A 20,225-nucleotide genomic window follows, 5' to 3' on the forward strand; every position below is an offset into this window, starting at 1 on the left:
GTGGATGAAGCTGTCCACGCCCAAGCTGCGTGATCGGCTGGATATGTGGGTGGCCAAATTCGATCGGGCCGCGGTGCGGGTGCCGCCGAAAGTCGATGAGGATCGCTGCGTGGAGATTCATCCTGGCGATACCGCGGGTATGGCGATCTTGTGGGGCACCCTGCATTCTGCCGATGCCGCCGCGGTCGATCAGCGGCTGGATGCTTTGGCTGACACGGTCTGTGAGAACGATCCGCGCACCAAACGCCAGCGTCGCGCCGATGCCTGCGCACCGGCGGTCCGCGGTGAAGCGGTGCTGGCGTGCCAATGCGGATCCCCAGATTGTCCGGCACAAGCATCACGACACGCTGCAACGGCGGCGGTGATCCATGTGCTGGCGGAACAAGGCACCCTCGACGGCAGCGCCGACACCCCGGGTTATCTGCCCGGTTTTGGGGTGTTGCCGGCCGAGTCGGTGCGTGAGCTGGCCCAGAGCGCGACGGTCACACCGCTGCAGGTACCCACCGACGCCGCGCCGGATCCGGGGTATCGGCCCAGCGCCAAGACGGTGGAGTTCATCGGCTTTCGTGATCTGACCTGTCGCTGGCCCGGGTGCGACCGGCCCGCACAACGCTGCGACGTTGACCACACGCTGCCGTGGCCGGCCGGGCCCACGCACCCGTCGAACACCAAGCTCTATTGCCGCACCCATCATTTGATCAAAACGTTTTTCAGCGGGCCCGGTGGCTGGAGCGAGCAGCAGCGCCCGGACGGAACCATCGTGTTGACCTCCCCGACCGGACACACCTACCTCAGCGAGGCCCACGGCGCGACGATGCTTTCCACGCTGGGCCGGTGCACCGGAGAGCTGAACCTGCCCACCGAACCGCCACCGCCGCACCCCGACCGGCTGGCGATGATGCCGCGACGCAAACGCACCCGCGACCAAGACCGCCAAGCCCGCATCAACGCCGAACGCCGCGAACGCGCCGAAATCATCGCCGAACAAAAACGCCAACACCAAGCCTGGCTCGCCGCCAACGAACAACCACCACCCTTCTAAGGGCAGGGGGCCTAGCCCAACCAGGAGCCGATACGGCGCAACGCCTCATCGATATCACTGGTTGGCCCGGCGAACGACAACCGCACGTAAGAACCACCGCGTGTGGGGTCGAAGTCGATGCCGGGTGCGATGGCAACACCGGTGTCGTTCAGCAGCTTTGAGCAGAACGACAGCGAGTCGGTGGTCAGATGGGACACATCGGCGTACACGTAGAACGCACCGTCGGTCGGTGCCAGCCGGTCGATGCCGATACCGCGCAACCCGTCGAGCAGTCGGCGACGGTTGGCGGCGTAGTGCTCCAGCAGCGCATCGGCCTCGACGACCGACTCCGGCGTGAACGCCGCGACGGCCGCGACCTGCGCCAGCGCCGGCGGGCAGATGGTGAAGTTTCCGGTCAGGCAGTCGACCGCGCGCTGCAGCTCCTTGGGCACCAGCAGCCAGCCCAGCCGCCAACCCGTCATCGCGAAGTACTTCGAAAAGCTGTTCACCACAACGGCTTCCCGGGATGTCGCCCAGGCGCAGCTGGTCGCGGGCGCGCCTTCGTAGACCAGGCCGTGGTAGACCTCGTCGCTGATCAGCCGCACGCCCGACCACTCGCACCAGGATGCGATCGCGGCCAGCTCCTCAGGCGGGATCACCGTGCCGGTGGGGTTGGCCGGGCTCGCGACGATGACGCCATGCACCGGTGGGTCCAGTTCGGCGAGCATCTGCGCGGTCGGCTGGAACCGCGTCTCGGGTCCGCACGGGATCTCGACGACTTCACAGCCCAACGCCGAAAGGATGTTGCGATAACACGGGTAGCCGGGGCTGGCGATCGCGACCCGGTCGCCGACGTCGAAACAGGCCAGGAACGCCAACAAAAACCCACCCGACGAACCGGTGGTGATCACCACGTCGTCCGGGTTGATGGTCACCCCGCGTCGCGCGGCATAGGACTGGGCGATGGCGTTGCGCAGTTCCGGAATCCCCAGCGCGACGGTGTATCCGAGCGCGGTGTTGTCGAGTGCGTCCTTGGCCGCGGCCCGCACCGCCGCGGGCGCTCCGGCGCTGGGCTGGCCCGCCGACAGGTTCACCAGGTCGCCGTGGCTGCGCTGGCGCTCGGCGGCAGCCAGCCACACGTCCATCACATAGAACGGCGGAATACCCGCCCGCAACGCGATCTTCCCGCTCATCACCCGTGATCCTCGCACGCCGGCTCGGCGAGGCCGCGCAGCACGGCACAGTCCGCACCCGGGCCGCCGTCGCAGACGCCGTCGGCTGCGTCGAGAAACCCCGCGATGTTGCGCTCGAGCGCATGCAGTTCCGCCAGCCTTTCGCGGATCGAAGCCAGATGCGTCTCGGCCACCTCGCGGGCCTCGCTGCAGGAGCGGTCGGTGTCTTGCATCAGCGACGCCAGCGTGCGCACCTGGTCGATCGGAAAGCCGAACTCCCGGCAATGCCTGATGAACGTCACCCGCCCGATGGCGTCGTGACGGTAGCGTCGCTGACCTCCCGCCCGGCCCGGCGGTGGCAACAGACCGATGTCCTCGTAGTAGCGGATGGTGGACGGCGATGTGCCGGCCGCCCGCGCCAGTTCCCCGATCTTCAATTCCGTCCGAGCCATCGAAAACATCTCGCTCTCTTGAACCTCAAGCGACGTGAAGGATCATCATCGAGGATATGGAACCGTCCCCAGCATGTAACCTGCCGGCGGCCGACTATCAGAAACGCCTCGCATGGATCCGTGAGCTCAACTCCACAGCCTTGCGCGGCTACCGCCGCGAAAGCCGGGAGATCCAGCTCGAATATCACCCGAGCGCCATCGACCGCGTGCACGAATTCGTCCGCGGTGAGCGCGAATGCTGCCCGTTTCTCGGCTTCAGCGTGCACGAAAACCGCGACGCGGTCGTGGTGCGCATCGAGGTGCCCGACGATCTGCGCCATGCCGCTGACGAGCTGTTCGCGCCCTATACCGCGTCATGATCGAATTCGAGGCCACCGAGGCCACCGAGGCCACCGAGGCCACCGAAGCCGCCGACGTCCTTGTCGTCCACGCGCGAGGGAGGTTGACCCGGCACGACTACCGCGACGTCCTCGCGCCGCGGGTGCAGTCGCTGCTCGAACAGTCCGGCACGCTGCGGGTGATGTTGGTGATGGACGACACCTTCGAGGGATGGACTCTCGGCGCCGCATGGGAGAACACGCTGTTGGATATCAAACACCGCCGCGACTTCGAGAAAGTGGCGATGGTGGGGGCGCCGAAATGGGAGGAGTGGTGCGTCAAAGTGGCGGCCGCCCTGCTGATGAGAGGCCAGCTGGCGACGTTTCCGCTCGACAAACGTGCGCAGGCGTGGAAGTGGCTGTACGCCTGAGCTTTACAGCACCTCGGGTTCAAGTCGGCGCAAATGCTCGCGGGGCGCCCCGAGCAGCTGGGAGCTGCCGTGCGCACGCTTGAAGTACAGCTGGATGTCGTGCTCCCAGGTAATCGCGATACCGCCGTGCATCTGCACCGCCTCGGCGGCCACCTTGGAGAACCCCTCGCTGGCCGTCACCCGCGCCAGCGCCGCCGACGTCGCCGACGGTGCGCTGATCGCCTCGTCGACGACCGCACGCGCCGACTGCACCGTGACATACAGATCGGCCATCCGGTGCTTGAGCGCCTGGAAGCTGCCGATCGGACGGCCGAACTGTACCCGCTCCTTGGTGTACTGCACGGTCAGGTCGAGACAGCGCGACGCTGCGCCGATCTGCTCGGCCGCCAACAGGATCGCCGCGGTGTCGGCCAGGCCGGGATCGGCGCCGACGTCGGCGGTGTCGCGTGGCTGAATCCGTGCCAGCCGGCGGGTGAGGTCCATGGTTTCGACGTGCTCGGCGCTGAAATCGGTCCAGCGGGTCAGCCGCTCACCGTCGGCGGCGATCACGACGTCGGCGACGTCGCCGTTGATCACGTAGTCCGCGTCGAACACGACGGCACCCAGACGGGTGCCCTCGGTCAGCCCCTCGAGCGCCGCGGTGTCGGGTTCATCGGCGGCCAGCAGGGCCAACTCGGCGAGCGTCGTGCCGAGCAGCGGTGTGGGTACCAGCGCCTTACCCAGCTCCTCGAGGACGACGGCGGCGTCGGCGAGCTCACCGCCTGCCCCGCCCAACTCCTCGGGCACCACCAGCGCCGCGGCGCCGACCTGCTCGCACAACAGCTGCCATAGCGTCTCGTCGTAGCCGCGCTCGGATGCCATCGCGTCGCGCACGGCGGCCGGTGCCGCGTGCTTGTCGATCAACGCCGCGACGGTCTGCCGGAGCAATTGACGTTCTTCGGTCACAGCGCCTCCAATACCCGTCGCCGGTGCACGGTCGGATCACCCCAGGCCGAGCGCAGCGCCTGCACCCGCAGCAACCACAGCGATAGGTCGTGTTCCTGAGTGAAGCCGATCGCGCCGTGGGTCTGCAGCGCCGAACGCGCCGACAGCAGCGCGGCGTCAGCGGCGGCGACCTTGGCGGCGCTGACATCGCGTGCGGTGTCGGAGGGGCCCCCGGCCCCTTGATCGGCTAGAGCCAGCGCCGCCCCGTACACCAGCGGGCGCGCCAGCTCGACGGCGATGTGCACGTCGGCGAGCTTGTGTTTGATGGCCTGATAGGTGCCGATCACCTTGCCGAACTGGCTGCGCTGCTTGGCGTATTCGACCGACATGTCCAGCATCGCCTGCCCCGCCCCGACCAGTTGGGCGGCCGTGGCCAGCGCCCCGAACTCGTAGGCCCGCACCACATCGGCCGGCCGCCCGTCACCGGATGCGGTGACGTCGAACAACTTTCGGCTCGGGTCGACGGATTCGTGCTGGGCGTCGGCGCTCGCGTCGCGTACCTCGCCGTCGGCCGCCATCAAGACCAGCCCGGCGTTGTCGGCATCGACAGCGCGTGGGACGTGCGGCGGCAGCGCGACGGTGGCGATCAGTTCACCGGCGGCCAACCCGGCGGCACGGTCGTCGTCCGCAAGCAAAACCGGTGCCACCGCAATCGATTCGGTGACCGGCCCGGGCACACACCAGCGGCCGAGCCGTTCGGCGGCGACCACCAGGTCGACCGGATGCGCCTCGATGCCATCGTATTTCTCCGCCACGTTCAGCGCGGTGACGCCGAGCTCAGCCAGCTGCGACCACACCTTGCGGCCCGGTGCGGTGTCACCGGCCGCCCACGCCCGTATCGCGCCGGGCAGATCGGCCGCACCGAGCGCCGCGTCGATACTCGCGGCGAAGTCGCGCTGCTGTTCGTCCAGTTCGAAGTTCATATGTCTACTTTCTCGGCAGACCCAGCAGGCGCTCGGCGATGATGTTGCGCTGAATCTCGTTCGTGCCGGCGTAGATCGGGCCCCCGAGTGCGAACAGCAGCCCGTCTGTCCAGGAATCGGTCAGCTCGCCGTCGGCACCGCGCATGTCCAGCGCGGTCTGGTGCAGCGCGACGTCGAGATCAGACCAAAACACCTTGGTCACGCTCGACTCGGCGCCCAGCTCACCGCCCGCAGCCACCCGTGTCACGGTGCCGAAGGTGTGCAGCCGGTAGGCTTGCGCCTTGATCCACGCGTCGGCCACCCGGTCGGCGTAGGCGGGATCGGGGTTGTCTTTCCATTGCGCGACAAGACGTTCCGCCGGCGCCAGGAAGCGCGCCGGGCTGCGCAGCGACATGCCGCGCTCATTGCTCGACGTGCTCATCGCGGCACGCCATCCGTCGTTGACGTCGCCGATGACGTCGTCGTCAGGCACGAACACGTCGTCGAGAAAGATCTCGCCGAAGCCGGTATCGCCGCCGAGCTGGGCGATGGGCCGCACGGTCACACCGTCGGCCTTGAGGTCGAACATGAAATAGGTCAGGCCACGGTGCCGTTCGGCCTCCGGATCGGACCGGAACAGCCCGAACGCCCGCTCCCCGAACGGTGCCCGTGAGCTCCAGATCTTCTGTCCGTTGAGCAGCCAGCCGCCATCAGTGCGGGTCGCCGTCGAACGCAACGACGCGAGATCGCTTCCGGACTCGGGCTCGGACCAGGCCTGCGCCCAGATCTCCTCACCGCTGGCCATTTTCGGCAGCACCCGGTCGAGCTGCTCCTCGGTGCCGTGTGCGAACAAGGTCGGCGCCAGCATGGACGTCCCGTTGGCGCTGGCCCGCCCGGGGGCGCCGGCGCGAAAGTACTCCTCCTCGAACGCCACCCACTGCAGCAGCGAAGCGTCACGGCCGCCGTACTTTTCGGGCCAGGTGATCACCGACAGACCCGCGTCGAACAACACCCGGTCCCAGCGCCGGTGCTGCTCGAACCCCTCGGCGGTGTCGTAGGACTTCGTCGGGAACGAGTCCCGGTTGGCGGCAAGGAATTCGCGCACCTCGGCCTGGAACTCGAGCGTCACGTCGTCGAAACTCAGATCCATCAAGCTTTTTCCTGTCTCATCGTCCCGCGAAGAACTGGCTTGACCACCTTGCCGCCCGGGTTGCGCGGCAGCCCATCGAGGAACTCCACCGACCTCGGTACCTTGAAGTTGGCCAAATGCTGCCGTGTGTAAGCGATTACCGTCTCTTCGTCCAGGTCGACACCGGGTTTGGTGACCAGGAAAGCCTTGCCGACCTCACCGAGGCGTTCGTCGGGCACACCGATGACCGCGGATTCGGCGACGCCGTCGAGCCGGGCCAGCACCTGCTCGACCTCGGCGGGATAGACGTTGAACCCGCCGCAGATGTACATGTCCTTGAGGCGGTCGGTGATCTGCAGGTTGCCTCGGTCGTCCACGCGTCCCACATCGCCGGTGTGCAGCCAACCGTCGGCGTCGATGGCCGCGGCGGTGGCCTCGGGGTCGTCGAGATAGCCCAGCATGACGTTGGGGCCGCGTAACAGCACCTCACCGGCGCCGTCGTCATCGGGTGCGTCGATGCGCAGTTCGAAGTCGGCGATCGGGCGTCCGCAGGTGGTGGCGACGGTGACCGCGTCGTCGTCGGCGCGGCACATGGTGCCGAAGCCGCTGGCCTCGGTGAGCCCGTAGGCGGTCAGCACGATGTCGATGTCCAACTCGTCCTGCATGCGTTCGATCAGCACCACTGGAATCGTCGCGGCGCCGGTGACCGCGAACCGCAGCGACGTCAGGTCGTAGTCGCCGCGGCGCGGGTGGTCCAGCAGGCTTTGGTAGATGGTCGGCGGCCCAGGCAGCACGGTGATCTTGTGCTGGGCAACGGCTTGCATCGCCTGCTCGGGATCGAAGGTGAGCTGGGGGATGAGCGTCGCACCGGTCTGCAGGCAGGCGAGGATGCCGGCCTTGTAGCCGAAGTTGTGAAAGAACGGGTTGATGCAAAGGTAGCGGTCGGCGCTGGTGAGCTGGCCGCACTCGGCCCACGCTGCGGGGGCGGCCAGCGACTGCCGGTGTGCGCACAGCGCGCCCTTGCTGCGGCCGGTGGTTCCGGACGTGAACAGGATGTCGGACACGTCGTTGGGTGTGACGGCCACGGCGCGGGCGTCGACGGTCGCCAGGTCCGTTCCGCGCGCGACGAACTCGTCCCAGGTGCCGTCGTCCTTTTCGATCGGCACCCGCACGATGTCGCGTAGCCGCGGCAGCGCGTTTCGGTCGAGCGAAGCGGCTTTGTCGGCACCGAGGAACTCACCCGAGGCGAACAACAACGGTGCGCCGGTGCGGCCGATCACGTCGGCGGCCTCGCTGGCCGTGTAGCGGGTATTCAGCGGGACCAGGACGCCGCCGGCGTAGTGGGTGGCCAGACACGCCACCACCCAGTGCCAGGTGTTGGGCGACCAGATCGCCACCCGGTCGCCAGCCGCGATGCCGAGGTCGATCATGGCTGCGGCGGCCGTGCGGACCTCGTCGCGCAGTTGGGTGAATGTGAACGTGCGGTCGTGGGTGACCAGCGCGGGATGGTCACCGAATCGGTCGGCAATGTCGTCCAAGACCTGCGGAATGGTCCTTGGATCGGAACTCATCGACGCTCCCTTAACAAAGCAAGTGCTTGGTAGGTTAGCCTACAAGGGTGATTGAGGTCGAGGCGTTCCGGGCCGAGGTCCGCGACTGGCTGGCCGCCAACCTGGTCGGTGAGTATGCCGCGCTCAAGGGCTTGGGCGGGCCCGGTCGCGAGCATGAGGCGTTCGAAGAACGACGGGCGTGGAATCAGCATCTGGCCGCCGCCGGTCTGACTTGTCTGGGGTGGCCGGAGGAGCACGGCGGGCGCGGCCTATCGGTGGCCCACCGGGTGGCGTTCTACGAGGAGTACGCGATCGCCAATGCCCCCGCCAAGGTCAACCACTTCGGCGAGGAATTGCTCGGGCCGACACTGATCGCCTACGGCACCCCCGACCAGCAGAAGCGGTTTCTGCCGAAGATCCTCGATGTGACCGAGCTGTGGTGCCAGGGTTATTCGGAGCCCGGCGCGGGCAGTGACCTCGCCAACGTGTCGACGACCGCCGAACTCGACGGCGATCAGTGGGTCATCAACGGGCAGAAGGTGTGGACGTCGCTGGCGCACTGGGCGCAGTGGTGCTTTGTTGTCGCGCGCACCGAGAAGGGCTCCAAACGGCATGCCGGCCTGTCGTATCTGCTGGTGCCGCTGGATCAGCCGGGTGTAGAGATCCGCCCGATCGTGCAGCTCACCGGTGACTCGGAGTTCAACGAGGTGTTCTTCGACGACGCCCGCACCGAGGCGTCGCTGGTGGTGGGCGACCCCGGGGACGGCTGGCGGGTGGCGATGGGCACGTTGACGTTCGAACGCGGGGTGTCGACGCTCGGCCAGCAGATCGAGTACGCGCGCGAACTGTCCGGTGTGGCCGAGTTAGCGAAACAGACTGGCGCGGCCGATGATCCGCTGATCCGCGAGCGGCTGACCCGGTCCTGGGTGGGGCTGCGCGCGATGCGGTCGTATGCGCTGGCGACCATGGATGTGGAGCAACCAGGGCAAGATAACGTGTCGAAGTTGTTGTGGGCCAACTGGCATCGTGAGCTCGGCGAGATCGCGATGGATGTGCTCGGCCGTGACGGGCTGACGCTCACCGACGGTGACTTCGACGAGTGGCAGCGGCTGTACCTGTTCTCGCGGGCCGACACGATCTACGGCGGCTCCAACGAAATCCAACGCAACATCATCGCCGAGCGCGTGCTCGGCCTACCGAGGGAGGTCAGGCCTTCGTGAACCTGTCCGAAGCCCCCAAAGAGATTCCCGGCCATGGACTTCTGACCGGAAAGGTCGTCGTCGTCACGGCCGCGGCCGGCACCGGAATCGGATCGGCCGTCGCGCGTCGGGCACTGGCCGAGGGCGCCGACGTCGTGGTCTCCGACCACCATGAGCGCCGACTGGCCGAAACCCGCGACCAGCTCAGCGAACTCGGCCTGGGCCGGGTTGAGAGTGTGGTGTGCGATGTAACCTCCACCGCGCAGGTCGACGCGCTGATCGCGTCGACGACAGCCCGGATGGGACGGCTGGACGTGCTGGTCAACAACGCGGGCCTCGGCGGGCAGACGCCGGTGATCGACATGACCGACGAGGAGTGGGACCGCGTCCTCAACGTCACGCTGACGTCGGTGATGCGTGCGACACGCGCGGCGCTGCGCTACTTCCGCGACGCCGGCCACGGCGGTGCGATCGTCAACAACGCCAGCGTATTGGGTTGGCGCGCACAGCATTCACAGTCGCACTATGCGGCGGCCAAGGCCGGGGTGATGGCGCTGACGCGGTGCAGCGCCATCGAGGCCGTCGAGCACGGCGTGCGCATCAACGCGGTGTCGCCGAGCATCGCGCGGCACAAGTTCCTGGAGAAGACCAGCAGCTCGGACTTGCTGGACCGGCTCTCGGAGGGCGAGGCGTTCGGCCGGGCCGCCGAACCGTGGGAAGTGGCGGCCACCATCGCGTTTCTAGCCAGTGAGTACTCCAGTTACCTGACTGGAGAAGTGATTTCGGTGTCGAGCCAGCACCCATGAGCAGCCAACCGGTGAGCAGACGCGATGAGCTACTCGAGCTCGCCGCGTCCATGTTCGCCGAGCGCGGTCTGCGCGCCACCACAGTGCGCGACATCGCGGACAGCGCGGGGATCCTGTCCGGCAGCCTGTACCACCACTTCGCCTCCAAGGAAGAGATGGTCGACGAGGTGCTGCGCGGGTTCCTGGATTGGTTGTTCACCCGCTACCAGGAGATCGTCGACACCGAGCCCAACCCGCTCGAGCGGCTCAAGGGCCTATTCATGGCGTCGTTCGAGGCGATCGAACATCGGCACTCGCAGGTGGTCATCTACCAGGACGAGGCCAAACGGCTGTCCGGTCAGGACCGGTTCTCTTACGTCGAAGAGCGCAACCGCCAGCAGCGCAAAATGTGGCTGGACCTGCTTCACCAGGGCGTTGAGGAGGGATACTTCCGGCCCGACATCGACGTCGACCTGGTGTACCGGTTCATCCGGGACACCACCTGGGTTTCTGTCCGCTGGTATCAGCCGGGCGGACCGCTGACGGCCGAACAAGTCGGTCGTCAGTACCTCGCTATCGTTCTTGGTGGCATCACGAAAAAATGAGGAATCAATGACTCCAACATCGCAGGCATACGTCATCGACGCCGTGCGCACCGCCGTCGGCAAACGCAACGGATCGCTGGCCGGAGTGCACCCGGTCGACCTCGGCGCGACCGGGTGGCGCGGGCTGTTCGATCGCAACGACGTCGACCCCGGGGCGGTCGACGACGTCATCGCCGGCTGCCTCGACACCATCGGGCCCCAAGCCGGCAACATCGCCCGGTTGTCGTGGCTGGCGGCGGGCTTTCCCGAAGAGGTTCCCGGCGTCACCGTCGACCGGCAGTGCGGCTCCAGCCAGCAGGCGATCTCCTTTGGCGCCCAAGCGATCATGTCCGGCACCGCCGATCTGATCGTGGCCGGTGGCATGCAGAACATGAGCCAGATCCCGATCTCGTCGGCGATGACGGTCGCCGAACAGTTCGGGTTCACCTCGCCCACCAACGAATCCAAGAGCTGGCTGCACCGCTACGGCGACCAGGAAATTTCCCAGTTCCGCGGCGCGGAGCTGATCGCGGAGAAGTGGAACCTCTCCCGCGAAGAGATGGAGCAGTTCTCCCTGACCAGCCACCAGCGCGCCCAGGAGGCGATCCGCGCCGGGTACTTCGAGAACGAGATCATCCCGGTCGAGGTCGACGGCGGCACCTTCGTCACCGACGAGGGCCCGCGCGACACGTCGCTGGAGAAGATGGCTGGGCTCAAGACGCTCATCGAAGGCGGACGGCTGACCGCCGCGATGGCCAGCCAGATCTCCGACGGTGCCAGCGCGGTGCTGCTGGCCTCTGAGCAGGCAGTCAAAGAGCACGGACTGAAGCCTCGCGCCCGCATCCACCACATCAGCGCCCGCGGCGCGGACCCGGTGTTCATGCTGACCGGGCCGATTCCTGCCACCGAGTACGCCCTGAAGAAGACCGGTCTTTCGGTCGACGACATCGACACCGTCGAGATCAACGAAGCCTTCGCCCCGGTGGTGATGGCCTGGCTGAAGGAGACCGGTGCCGACCCGGCGAAGGTCAATCCCAGCGGCGGGGCGATCGCGCTCGGCCACCCGCTCGGCGCCACCGGCGCCAAGCTGTTCGCAACCATGTTGAACACGCTGGAGCGCACCGGTGGTCGCTATGGTCTTCAGACCATGTGCGAGGGCGGCGGCACTGCCAACGTCACGATCATCGAGCGCCTCTGATCAGCTCGCAGAAGGTTGATTTTCGGTAGCGCCGAGCCGGCGCAACTGGGCGAACCCGTTGTGCCGCTGGGCTTCCAGCACCCAAATCGCGGCGATCACCGGAAGCGGCGCCAGCGCCGCCCACCAGTTCACGCCCGCCGGTAGCAACTCGGCGATCACGTCGGCCCGCGGCCTCCCGTTCACGGTGGCCGGCAGCCAGTCGTTGAGCAACGTCTGCAGCAGTCGGGTGGTCTCGAACGGTCCGACGGTGGTCGCAATAATCCAGCTGGCCCAGCCGATTCCGAGCGACCACGGCCACGCCAGCAGCAGCGACTGCTTGTCCACCACCTCCGCCGAGCACCGCACCGTCTCGGCGAGGAAGGCAAACCCCAGGGCGGTCAGCAGCACACCGATCTGCGCGGCCAGCAGATCGTCGAGCACCGAGTATGCCAGTCCAGTGTCACGACGCGTCGGCAGCCCGATCGCGAGCGCGACGACGCCGGCCAGCAGCGCAAGGGTCGCCAGCCGGGCGGTGGTGTCGGCGACGCGGTCGAACGAGTCGACGACGGTGCGGACCACCAGCCGCGACGATTCCGCCGGGCCGGTTCGGTAGAACACCACGAGCACCAGCCCCGAGACCGCGGTGGCGACCATCCAGGTGACCACCGCCGTGCCCACGGCCGTCAGCGCCACCGACCCGAGCATCGGAACCAGCACGTCGTCGGTGTCCACGCCGGTGCGGATCACCAACAACGGCACCGCCCCGAATGCGAGCACACCCACCACTCGCAGCAGCAGCGGAAAAGTGAACCGGGTGAGATCGGCTGGGTTCAAATCGATCTCGCGATGACGAACCGTATCGATCTCGGCGCGCAGCACCGACCGCAGATGCGACAGCCAGCGCGGCCGCTTCCTACCGTTGCCGGTCAAGGATGATCGTGGATGACCACGCCGCGGATGTTGCGGCCCGCGAGCATGTCGTCATAGGCCTCGTTGACTTCGTCGAGCTTGTACTCGGCGGTCACCGTCTCATCGAGGAGCAACTGTCCGTCGCGGTAGAGGTTGAGCAGCCGCGGGATGTCGGCGCGGGGGTTGGCCTCGCCGTAGAGGCTGCCCAGCAAACGCTTCTGGAAGAGCGTGAACATCATCATCGGCAGGGTCGGCGTCACGTCGGTCATCGCCGCGATCGCGGTCACCACCACCGCGCCGCCCTTGCGCACGAGGTTGAGCGCCTCGTCGATCATCGGGCCCTCCAGCAGGCCCACGGTCAACAACACCGAGTCGGCCATCACCCCGCGGGTGAGGTCGCCGACGAGCTCCATCGCTTCGGCCGCCGATGTCACGAAGTGGGTGGCGCCGAACAGAAATGCCTTGTCCCGCTTGCTTTCCACGAGATCGACCACGACGATCTTCTCCGCACCGGCCAGCCGTGCACCCTGGATCGCGCCGCTGCCGATACCGCCGCATCCGATCACCACCACGGTGTCGCCGGGGCGCACCTTGGCGGTGTTGACCGCCGACCCCCAGCCGGTCGTCACCCCGCAGCCCAGCAGGCAGGCCCGCGACAGCGGAAAGTCGTCGTCGATCTTGACCACCGAGGCCTCCGGCACCGTGCCGAATTGGGAGAAGGTGCCGACGAGCGCCATCGCCCCGATGTCCGTGCCGTTGAGGTGGCGGCGGTACGTGCCGTCCAACTGGGTGCCGGTCATGATCATCGCGCCGAGATCGCAGAGGTTCTGCTGGCCCGTGGAGCACCATCGGCAGCGACCGCACGCGGGTAGGAACGACGCAACTACGTGGTCGCCGGGCGCCAAACCCGGTACGCCGGGCCCCACTTCCTGCACGACGCCCGCGCCTTCGTGGCCGCCGATGAGCGGGAGCGGCGCAGGCAGATCACCCCGATGGACGTGTTCGTCGGAATGGCACAGTCCGGTGGCTTCCCACGACACCAGCACCTCGCCAGCCTGGGGCGGATCCAGGTCGATCTCCTCGACGCTCCAGTCCGCGCCGAACTCCCACAACACCGCTGCCTTGGTCTTCATGCGCCGAGTGTAGGAACGGGCGGCGACAGAAACCGGGGAATCGACTTACTGCGCGAGGGCCAGCCCGCCCAGCGCGACGATCCAACTGGCGAAGCTACCCACCAGGAAGTACTCGACGACATCCCCGATGCCGATGTTGCCGTTCTCCCGGGCCTTCTGGGCGTTGATTTCCGGGAACCGGATGATGCTCTTGGCGGCGATGACAACCGAGACCGCCATGAGTTGACCGGCCAGCCCGAGCCCGAGGATCAGCAGTCGCTCCATCGGGCCCAGCAGTCGGCCGCCCTTCAACCGGTCCGACGGCTGCGGCTCGCCGGTCGGTTTCACCGCGCCGATCGCACCGAGGACCAGACGCACCAGCTGGTTTCCGGTGACCACCTGTAGCAGCACAACGCCGACGATCATCAGCAGCCGGTCGGCGTCCACGCCGCGGATGTCAGGCAGACCGACCCACGCGAACCAGCGCTGCATCAGTCCGGTCACGTCAGAACCCAAGCCCGACAACAGAAGCAGTAGCCCGACGGCCACACCGAACACCACCAGCGGGGTCAACTCCCGCTCACCGCTCCGCTCGGCGCGCGCGCACAGCACCACCCAGCACACGCTGGCCACCGCCGCGATGGTCAACAGCACGATGTCGCCGAGGTGCCACAGCGCGGCCAGTGCGGCGCACCCCGCGACGACCACGGGTGCGGTCAGCACCGGCGCCTAGAGCCGGGGCGTCAGCCGTCGCACGATGTCGGCGACACCCATCGCGAGAAACATCACCGCAAGCGCGCTCACGGGATACTTCTCAAATAGTCGGAGGCCACCACGATCAGGTCCAGCCCGTCACGTCCTGCGCGTTGCGAAACGGCCGAGGCGCTGATGCCCTCGGCTGCGGCGATGTCCTTCTTGGTGTGCTCGCTCAACAGTCCCTTCACAATCCGTAGTGAGCGGTCATCGAGCGATCCAAGCAGATGGTCCCGACAAATCAGTGCGGCGTTGATCGCGTCGGCATCGCCGCGAGCATCGCCGGCCCGAAACGATGTGCGCACCAGCGCCAAGCCCGGTTGCCGCTGTGCGGTGGCGGTCCAGGTGATCGCCTCGCGGGCGGTCCACCAGCCCGGTCCGTCTTGTATGCCTGTGGTGGGGTCGAGCACCGTGACGGCGCCCCAGCCGATGCCGAACCGCACGTCGATGTCCGGTGCGACGGCCAGCCGGATGGTCAGCGCCGCGTCGATCGCCGCGCCGATGGTCGGATAGCTGCCCTGAAACTCGTCGCCGACGGTGAAGGCGGGCGGATCGATCGCCCCGCCCGCCGCCTCGGCCAACGCGCTGTTGAGCGCGCGGTGTGCGGCACTGCGGTCGGCGACGCGGCGTGAGCCGACCACATCGCCGATCAACGTCGCGCACACATCTGGTGAAGCAAGTGGCTTCATCTTAGCCATATGAAGATTATAGCTTCATATAATGGGAAGTTAAGGCATGCTCTTCACTCAGGACAGCCGGGGGCGGATCGCTACCGAGGAGGTGTTGCAGGGTCAGCGAATCTGCTTGATTCTCTCGTTGGATTCCCAACTGGTGTCCGCTGTCCACACCGCCGCATCGAGCCGTTCACCCAACGCGAGACAGAGCCGGTCGGCCACCGATAGTCCCTCGCCGCGACGCCACTGGTGGGCGGCCCATTCGGCGTCGGCCGCGGTGACATCGGTGACAGCGAGTTCGTAGCTGAGAAGTAGCGCTTTGGCCAGATCCCAATCGCGTCCATGCGCGAGCACCTTCTGCGCGACCTCAGACCAATTCGCGGCTCCGCAGTGCCCACCCGCGTCGAGTTCGTGCTCAACGGTCGAAGCGCCGGGCTCACCTTGCAGGAAGGCGAGTAACGCCGAGGCGTCGAAGACGTTCAAGCGACATCCTCTGCAGCCGCGTCGCGACGGCGTTCGCTCAGTAACTCAGCCACCAGGTCGAGTCCCTTCAGGTCGGCGCGCACGAGCTCCTTGAGCTGCTCGCGGGTGAGCAGCACGATTCCCTTTGGAGTTTCGAACAGCACCACTGGCCTGCCTTCGACAAGACCTGCCTGTTCGCGGAGGCTTGCAGGGATGACGAGACGGCCGCGATCGCCCATGCTGACAGCGTATGTCCCACTCACGGACACACTGTACCACTCACGTCATGTAGTGGGTCTGGACTCGATCAGCGCGGCCGCGGCTTGTAGGTGCTTGACCGCGTCGCCGACAATCGTCTCGACCAACTCCGCGCACGTCGGCAGATCACCCAAGATGCCCGCGACTTGGCCCGACGCCAACACGCCCGCATCGGTGTTGCCTTCCACCAGGCCGGCCTTCAGCAGCATCGGGGTGTTGGCGGCCATCACGACCTGCGACCACGTCAGCTCCTTGCCGTGGCGCATCTCCAGGCCGTCCTTGATCATCGACCGCCAGGTCATGCCGGACATCTTCTTGAACTTCTGGGCGTTGCGCACTGCGGCGGCGAAGCCGCGAAGCCGTGACCCGCTTTCGAGCTTCTCGACGAGCCCGGTGCGCAATACCCGGTGCGGCATGCCGTCGACACGGGTGGAGACGACGGTGCCGTCCAACCCGGCCTCCAGGTAGCGCCGTTTGACCGCATCGGGCACCGTCGAGTCCGACGTCAGCAGAAATCGCGTGCCCATCGCGACGCCTGCGGCGCCGTAGGAGAGCGCCGCCGCCAGGCCACGGCCGTCGAAGAAGCCGCCCGCAGCGACCACCGGGATATCGACGGCATCAAGCACCGACGGCAGCAGCAGCGTCGTCGCGATCGGACCGGTGTGGCCGCCGCCCTCGCCGCCTTGAACGATCACCGCGTCGGCGCCCCAGCCAGCGACCTTCTTGGCATGCTTGGCCAGCCCGACCGACGGAATCACCACCACGCCGGCCTCTTTGAGTTTGGCGATCAGATCCGGCTTGGGCGCCAACGCAAACGACGCGACCTTGACCCCTTCGCGGATCAGCAGGTCGATGCGCTCACCTGCGTCGCCGGCGTCGGCGCGGATGTTGATGCCGAACGGTTTGTCGGTCGAGCTCTTGACCTTGGTGACCGCGGCCTGCAGTTCGTCGAGCGTCATGGTCGCCGACGCCAGGATGCCGAGGCCGCCGGCGTTGGAGGTCGCCGACACCAGCCGTGCACCTGCCACCCAGCCCATCCCGGTCTGGACCACCGGATGGTCGATGCCGATGAGATCGGTCAGCGGGGTGCGCAGCCGGTGCGACGGAGTGCTCACTTTATCTCCTTGTCCCGCAGGCCTTTCGGATCGATAACCGTGCGGATCAGATCCAGTTCACGTTCGGTCGGCAGTCGGGTCGGTTCGGCTCTATCGAGATCGTGGATTTCGAATGAGGTGTTCTCGGCTACCTCTTCGGGCCTGATGCCGGGATGCAGCGAAACCGCCCGCATCTGATGGTCGGGGCCGTTGAAGTCGAACACCCCTAGGTTGGTCACCACCCGGAACACGTTGACGAACCGGAACGCCGGGTTGTCCGGATCCACCTTGTCCCAACCGATGCCCGACACGACGTCAACGGCCTCGCCGAACACCCGCTTGGAATGGTTGCCTACCCAGTAACTGGTGGCGTGGTTGATGGTGTTGCCGGGGGCGCCGCGCACGCCGAACATCTGGCGGGTGGGTTGTTGCAACGGCCCGAAGGCCGACAGGTTCTGGTTGCCGTAGCGGTCAATTTGGTTGGCGCCCATGACGACATGGCGTCGGCCCCATGCCAGGGTCTCGAACACGCGGCCGAACGGCATCCAGCCCTCGATAGCGCCAGCGGCGCCGACCGCGGGGGTATCGGCCAGCAGGCGTGCCTCGCCGTCGGTGAGCAAGATGTCGGGGGAGAACGTCAACCTCGCCAGCCGCGCGCCGATGGCCACCATCGTGGTCATCGGGCTCACCATGATCTCGCCGGCGTCGCGGAACAGTTCCGCACACGCCACCACGCACACTTCGGGACGGCTCGCGGACATCACTGCGCTCATGCCTTTTCGCTCCTCGCGTCCGCGGTCTGGAACTTGCGTACTGCGGCCTGATAGTCGGATTCGCTGCCGGACAGATACGTCTGGATGAACTGCTGCCACGACTCGTCGGATGCGGCCGCCTCGGCGTAGTGCCGCTGGAACTTCTCGTCGCGCCGGTAATCGGGTTCGGCCGTGGTGAAGTGGGCGCCGTTGGGTGCTTCCACGACGTTGTCTACCATCATCCGGTTGATCAGCAGCGCCTGCGGCGGAACGGCTTTGACCAGTTCCTCGGTGGACACCACCCGTTCGACCGACAGGAACCGCTTCTCGGCGGCCATCAGGTACAGGTCGTCGAAATACGGGTCGATGCCGGTGTAGGCGGCGTTGCCTTGTGCGTCACCGAGGTTCATGTGCACGAACGCGGCGTCCAGCGTCAGCGCGGGCATCGCGATGAGCTCCTCATACTCCTCACCGGTCGGGTAAGGCGATCGCACGGTCGTGAGCTCATCACCCCAGAAGGACCGCACATCGCTGCCCAGTCCCGCCCGAATTGGCAGGAAAGGCAACCGCTGTGCGGCCGCCTGCAGACCGCACCGCAGCATGCCCTCGTCCATCTCGCGTGCCTCGATCGTGCCCGCCTTACGTGCCTTGCCGAACCACGGGTCGTAGAACGGTGGCGAGTCCAATGACACGAAACCGTAATACGCGCGCCGCACCTTGCCCGCAGAGCACAGCAAGCCCAGGTCGGGACCGCCGTAGGTGACCACGGTCAGGTCGGTGACGTCGGTGCGCAGCAGTGCCCGCACGAACGCCATTGGCTTGCGACGGGAGCCCCAGCCGCCGATACCGATGGTCATACCGCTCTGGATCGAGGACACGGCCTCATCCAGAGTTGTTCTCTTATCGGTCATTTCGACCCCTTGTCGGTTCCGGCGAAGGCATCACGGTGCTCGTCGGACACACCGGCGAGGTTCAGCTCGAATGTGAAACCCTGCTCCATGCGGTATCTCGCGTTTACCGGTTGCACGTCGATGAAGTTCAGCGCTTCCTTGGCCGCGCGGATCACCCGAGTGTCCTTGGCGGCGATGTCGCGGGCCACGCGCAGCGCCGCCTCGTCCAAGCCGTCGCGCGGCACCACTTCGTGCACCGAACCGTAGTGGTGCAGCGTCGCGGCATCCACGGTGGCGGCGGTGAAGAACATCCGTCGCATCACGTGTTGCGGCACCAGCCGAGATAGGTGCGTGGCCGCGCCGAGCGCGCCGCGCTCGACTTCCGGAAGTCCGAACGTCGCGTCGTCAGAGGCGACGATGACGTCGGCGTTGCCGACCAGGCCGATGCCGCCGCCCACGCAGAAGCCGTTGACCGCGGCCACCACGGGAACCGCGCATTCGTAGACGGCCTTGAAGGCGGCATAGCAACCGCGGTTCGCGTCGATCAGCGCGGTGAAGCCCTCGGTTCGCTGCATCTCTTTGATATCCACACCGGCGTTGAACCCGCGGCCTTCGGCGCGCAGGATCACGACGTGCGTGGTCGGGTCCTGGCCGGCCTTGGTGAGGACATCGGCGAGTTCGAACCAGCCGCGCGAGGGAATCGCGTTGACGGGCGGATAGTCGACCGTGACCGAGACGATGCCCGGTTCGGTGACGGTATGCGTGATGGTCATCTAAGCCTCCGAGCACTTCCTGGGTCCGGTAGGAAAGCAAGCACTTGCTTGGTACGCTAGCACAGTGACCGACCGGCCAGAGATCAAGCTCGGACTTCACGACAAGGTCGTGCTGGTGACCGGCGGCGTCCGCGGCGTCGGCGCCGGTATCAGCGCCGTCTTCGCCGCTCAGGGCGCGACCGTCGTCGCCTGCGCGCGCAGACCTGTCGAAGGTTCGCCGTATGAGTTCCACAGCTGCGACGTACGCGACGACGCGTCGGTGGCGGCCATGATCGAGACAATCGTCGAGCGCCACGGCCGCCTCGACGTGGTGGTGAACAACGCCGGCGGTTCACCCTACGTTCCGGCCTCAGAGGCGTCGGCGAAATTCAGCACCAAAATCGTCGAGCTCAACCTGCTTGGGCCGCTTTCGGTTTCCACCCATGCCAACGCCGTCATGCAGAACCAAGACCGTGGCGGCACGATCGTCAACGTGGCAAGCGTCAGCGGCAGGCGGCCGACTCCCGGCACGGTCGCCTACGGTGCGGCCAAGGCAGGCATGGAGAGCATCACCAGCACCCTCGCGGTGGAGTGGGCGCCGAAGGTGCGCGTCAACTCCGTGGTGGTCGGGATGGTCGAGACCGAGCAGTCGGAATTGTTCTACGGTGACGCGGATTCGATCGCGGCGATCTCGAAGAACGTCCCGCTGGGGAGACTCGCCACCCCGGCCGACGTCGGCTGGGCCGCAGCGTTCCTGGCGTCGGACGCCGCGTCCTACATCAGCGGGGCGTCCCTGGAAGTGCACGGCGGCGGCGAGCCTCCGCACTATCTGGCCACTACGACGGCGGACATCAAACAATAAAGGA

General features: G+C 66.8%; 23 protein-coding genes and 1 pseudogene. 8 read left to right on the forward strand and 16 right to left on the reverse strand.

The window, feature by feature from the left end:
* Positions 1-1,042 (forward strand): HNH endonuclease signature motif containing protein (locus ABQF13_RS20800; protein ID WP_448394681.1); only part of this gene is annotated, 1,042 nt, incomplete at its 5' end.
* An 11-nt stretch (positions 1,043-1,053) separates the two neighbouring features.
* Here ABQF13_RS20800 and ABQF13_RS20805 read toward each other — a convergent pair.
* Together ABQF13_RS20805 and ABQF13_RS20810 are read right to left on the reverse strand one after the other, a co-directional pair.
* Positions 1,054-2,214 carry a pyridoxal phosphate-dependent aminotransferase gene (locus tag ABQF13_RS20805; RefSeq protein ID WP_448394682.1) on the reverse strand — a complete coding sequence of 387 codons (1,161 nt, stop codon included), beginning with the start codon at positions 2,212-2,214 and terminating at the stop codon, positions 1,054-1,056.
* On the reverse strand, positions 2,214-2,645 hold the full coding sequence (locus ABQF13_RS20810) for a MerR family transcriptional regulator (RefSeq protein ID WP_448394683.1): 432 nt from the start codon (positions 2,643-2,645) through the stop codon (positions 2,214-2,216). Before ABQF13_RS20810 ends, ABQF13_RS20805 begins: the two co-directional genes overlap by 1 nt.
* A gap of 56 nt (positions 2,646-2,701) precedes the next feature.
* Between ABQF13_RS20810 and ABQF13_RS20815 the strand changes: the two genes are divergently transcribed.
* Complete coding sequence (locus ABQF13_RS20815) at positions 2,702-3,004, forward strand: hypothetical protein (protein ID WP_448394684.1); 303 nt, start codon at positions 2,702-2,704, stop codon at positions 3,002-3,004.
* Positions 3,001-3,393, forward strand: coding sequence for a SpoIIAA family protein (locus ABQF13_RS20820; protein ID WP_448394685.1), 393 nt, complete (start codon positions 3,001-3,003; stop codon positions 3,391-3,393). Before ABQF13_RS20815 ends, ABQF13_RS20820 begins: the two co-directional genes overlap by 4 nt.
* 3 nt (positions 3,394-3,396) lie before the next feature.
* On the opposite strand, the gene ipdE2 is transcribed toward ABQF13_RS20820, so the two are convergent.
* The 4 genes from ipdE2 to fadD3 are packed head-to-tail and all read right to left on the reverse strand — an operon-like array spanning position 3,397 to position 7,979.
* Entirely contained in the window at positions 3,397-4,338 is a 942-nt protein-coding gene (gene ipdE2, locus ABQF13_RS20825; protein WP_448394686.1) for an acyl-CoA dehydrogenase IpdE2, read from the reverse strand.
* Positions 4,335-5,300, reverse strand: coding sequence for an acyl-CoA dehydrogenase family protein (locus ABQF13_RS20830; RefSeq protein WP_448394687.1), 966 nt, complete (start codon positions 5,298-5,300; stop codon positions 4,335-4,337). The genes ipdE2 and ABQF13_RS20830 overlap by 4 nt, the downstream gene beginning before the upstream one ends.
* Before the next feature lie 4 nt (positions 5,301-5,304).
* On the reverse strand, positions 5,305-6,429 hold the full coding sequence (locus ABQF13_RS20835) for an acyl-CoA dehydrogenase family protein (protein WP_448394688.1): 1,125 nt from the start codon (positions 6,427-6,429) through the stop codon (positions 5,305-5,307).
* A complete protein-coding gene (gene fadD3 / locus ABQF13_RS20840) occupies positions 6,429-7,979 on the reverse strand; it encodes a 3-((3aS,4S,7aS)-7a-methyl-1,5-dioxo-octahydro-1H-inden-4-yl)propanoate--CoA ligase FadD3 (RefSeq protein WP_448394689.1) in 1,551 nt (516 codons plus the stop codon). The genes ABQF13_RS20835 and fadD3 overlap by 1 nt, the downstream gene beginning before the upstream one ends.
* A 47-nt stretch (positions 7,980-8,026) precedes the next feature.
* Between fadD3 and ipdE1 the strand changes: the two genes are divergently transcribed.
* From ipdE1 to fadA6, 4 genes are read left to right on the forward strand one after another with little or no spacing between them, the layout of a single operon-like run.
* Positions 8,027-9,178, forward strand: coding sequence for an acyl-CoA dehydrogenase IpdE1 (ipdE1, locus tag ABQF13_RS20845; protein WP_448394690.1), 1,152 nt, complete (start codon positions 8,027-8,029; stop codon positions 9,176-9,178).
* Entirely contained in the window at positions 9,175-9,963 is a 789-nt protein-coding gene (gene ipdF, locus ABQF13_RS20850; protein ID WP_448394691.1) for a (5R,7aS)-5-hydroxy-7a-methyl-1-oxo-2,3,5,6,7,7a-hexahydro-1H-indene-carboxyl-CoA reductase, read from the forward strand. The genes ipdE1 and ipdF overlap by 4 nt, the downstream gene beginning before the upstream one ends.
* A complete protein-coding gene (kstR2, locus tag ABQF13_RS20855) occupies positions 9,960-10,547 on the forward strand; it encodes a TetR family transcriptional regulator KstR2 (RefSeq protein WP_448394692.1) in 588 nt (195 codons plus the stop codon). The genes ipdF and kstR2 overlap by 4 nt, the downstream gene beginning before the upstream one ends.
* A gap of 7 nt (positions 10,548-10,554) precedes the next feature.
* Positions 10,555-11,724, forward strand: a complete 1,170-nt coding sequence (fadA6, locus tag ABQF13_RS20860; RefSeq protein WP_448394693.1) for a steroid 3-ketoacyl-CoA thiolase FadA6 — start codon at positions 10,555-10,557, stop codon at positions 11,722-11,724.
* Here fadA6 and ABQF13_RS20865 read toward each other — a convergent pair whose 3' ends face one another.
* The 10 genes and pseudogenes from ABQF13_RS20865 to echA20 form a co-directional block, all read right to left on the reverse strand.
* Positions 11,725-12,633 carry a hypothetical protein gene (locus ABQF13_RS20865; protein WP_448394694.1) on the reverse strand — a complete coding sequence of 303 codons (909 nt, stop codon included), beginning with the start codon at positions 12,631-12,633 and terminating at the stop codon, positions 11,725-11,727.
* Positions 12,630-13,745, reverse strand: a complete 1,116-nt coding sequence (locus ABQF13_RS20870; RefSeq protein WP_448394695.1) for an NDMA-dependent alcohol dehydrogenase — start codon at positions 13,743-13,745, stop codon at positions 12,630-12,632. Before ABQF13_RS20870 ends, ABQF13_RS20865 begins: the two co-directional genes overlap by 4 nt.
* 45 nt (positions 13,746-13,790) lie before the next feature.
* Positions 13,791-14,528 (reverse strand): annotated as a pseudogene (locus ABQF13_RS20875) (hypothetical protein).
* Positions 14,525-15,175 (reverse strand): SatD family protein, encoded by a 651-nt coding sequence (locus ABQF13_RS20880; RefSeq protein WP_448394696.1) that lies wholly within the window; start codon positions 15,173-15,175, stop codon positions 14,525-14,527. The pseudogene ABQF13_RS20875 and the gene ABQF13_RS20880 overlap by 4 nt, the downstream one beginning before the upstream one ends.
* Before the next feature lie 93 nt (positions 15,176-15,268).
* The gene (locus ABQF13_RS20885; RefSeq protein ID WP_448394697.1) at positions 15,269-15,634 is read right to left on the reverse strand and encodes a PIN domain-containing protein; all 366 of its coding nucleotides are present in this window, start codon (positions 15,632-15,634) and stop codon (positions 15,269-15,271) included.
* A complete protein-coding gene (locus ABQF13_RS20890; protein ID WP_448394698.1) occupies positions 15,631-15,852 on the reverse strand; it encodes an AbrB/MazE/SpoVT family DNA-binding domain-containing protein in 222 nt (73 codons plus the stop codon). The genes ABQF13_RS20885 and ABQF13_RS20890 overlap by 4 nt, the downstream gene beginning before the upstream one ends.
* A 45-nt stretch (positions 15,853-15,897) precedes the next feature.
* A complete protein-coding gene (ipdC, locus tag ABQF13_RS20895) occupies positions 15,898-16,986 on the reverse strand; it encodes a (3aS,4S,5R,7aS)-5-hydroxy-7a-methyl-1-oxo-octahydro-1H-indene-4-carboxyl-CoA dehydrogenase (protein WP_448394699.1) in 1,089 nt (362 codons plus the stop codon).
* Entirely contained in the window at positions 16,983-17,726 is a 744-nt protein-coding gene (ipdB, locus tag ABQF13_RS20900; protein WP_448394817.1) for a cholesterol ring-cleaving hydrolase subunit IpdB, read from the reverse strand. The genes ipdC and ipdB overlap by 4 nt, the downstream gene beginning before the upstream one ends.
* Positions 17,727-17,734: 8 nt before the next feature.
* Entirely contained in the window at positions 17,735-18,628 is an 894-nt protein-coding gene (gene ipdA, locus ABQF13_RS20905) for a cholesterol ring-cleaving hydrolase subunit IpdA (protein ID WP_448394700.1), read from the reverse strand.
* Positions 18,625-19,380 (reverse strand): (7aS)-7a-methyl-1,5-dioxo-2,3,5,6,7,7a-hexahydro-1H-indene-carboxyl-CoA hydrolase, encoded by a 756-nt coding sequence (gene echA20 / locus ABQF13_RS20910; RefSeq protein ID WP_448394701.1) that lies wholly within the window; start codon positions 19,378-19,380, stop codon positions 18,625-18,627. The genes ipdA and echA20 overlap by 4 nt, the downstream gene beginning before the upstream one ends.
* Positions 19,381-19,444: 64 nt before the next feature.
* Here echA20 and ABQF13_RS20915 point away from each other — a divergent pair, with 64 nt between their 5' ends.
* The gene (locus ABQF13_RS20915) at positions 19,445-20,221 is read left to right on the forward strand and encodes an SDR family oxidoreductase (protein WP_448394702.1); all 777 of its coding nucleotides are present in this window, start codon (positions 19,445-19,447) and stop codon (positions 20,219-20,221) included.
* Positions 20,222-20,225: the final 4 nt, after the last annotated feature.

The sequence above is a fragment of the Mycolicibacterium sp. XJ879 genome (assembly GCF_053483935.1).

What these genes read in the sequence shown, in the direction of transcription:
- ABQF13_RS20805 (WP_448394682.1), bottom strand. Translation starts at nt 2,214, where the DNA reads ATGAGCGGGAAGATCGCGTTGCGGGCGGGTATTCCGCCGTTCTATGTG.
- ABQF13_RS20810 (WP_448394683.1), bottom strand. Translation starts at nt 2,645, where the DNA reads ATGGCTCGGACGGAATTGAAGATCGGGGAACTGGCGCGGGCGGCCGGC.
- ABQF13_RS20815 (WP_448394684.1), top strand. Translation starts at nt 2,702, where the DNA reads ATGGAACCGTCCCCAGCATGTAACCTGCCGGCGGCCGACTATCAGAAA.
- ABQF13_RS20820 (WP_448394685.1), top strand. Translation starts at nt 3,001, where the DNA reads ATGATCGAATTCGAGGCCACCGAGGCCACCGAGGCCACCGAGGCCACC.
- ABQF13_RS20830 (WP_448394687.1), bottom strand. Translation starts at nt 5,300, where the DNA reads ATGAACTTCGAACTGGACGAACAGCAGCGCGACTTCGCCGCGAGTATC.
- ABQF13_RS20835 (WP_448394688.1), bottom strand. Translation starts at nt 6,429, where the DNA reads ATGGATCTGAGTTTCGACGACGTGACGCTCGAGTTCCAGGCCGAGGTG.
- fadD3 (WP_448394689.1), bottom strand. Translation starts at nt 7,979, where the DNA reads ATGAGTTCCGATCCAAGGACCATTCCGCAGGTCTTGGACGACATTGCC.
- kstR2 (WP_448394692.1), top strand. Translation starts at nt 9,960, where the DNA reads ATGAGCAGCCAACCGGTGAGCAGACGCGATGAGCTACTCGAGCTCGCC.
- fadA6 (WP_448394693.1), top strand. Translation starts at nt 10,555, where the DNA reads ATGACTCCAACATCGCAGGCATACGTCATCGACGCCGTGCGCACCGCC.
- ABQF13_RS20870 (WP_448394695.1), bottom strand. Translation starts at nt 13,745, where the DNA reads ATGAAGACCAAGGCAGCGGTGTTGTGGGAGTTCGGCGCGGACTGGAGC.
- ABQF13_RS20880 (WP_448394696.1), bottom strand. Translation starts at nt 15,175, where the DNA reads ATGGCTAAGATGAAGCCACTTGCTTCACCAGATGTGTGCGCGACGTTG.
- ABQF13_RS20890 (WP_448394698.1), bottom strand. Translation starts at nt 15,852, where the DNA reads ATGGGCGATCGCGGCCGTCTCGTCATCCCTGCAAGCCTCCGCGAACAG.
- ipdB (WP_448394817.1), bottom strand. Translation starts at nt 17,726, where the DNA reads ATGTCCGCGAGCCGTCCCGAAGTGTGCGTGGTGGCGTGTGCGGAACTG.
- ipdA (WP_448394700.1), bottom strand. Translation starts at nt 18,628, where the DNA reads ATGACCGATAAGAGAACAACTCTGGATGAGGCCGTGTCCTCGATCCAG.
- echA20 (WP_448394701.1), bottom strand. Translation starts at nt 19,380, where the DNA reads ATGACCATCACGCATACCGTCACCGAACCGGGCATCGTCTCGGTCACG.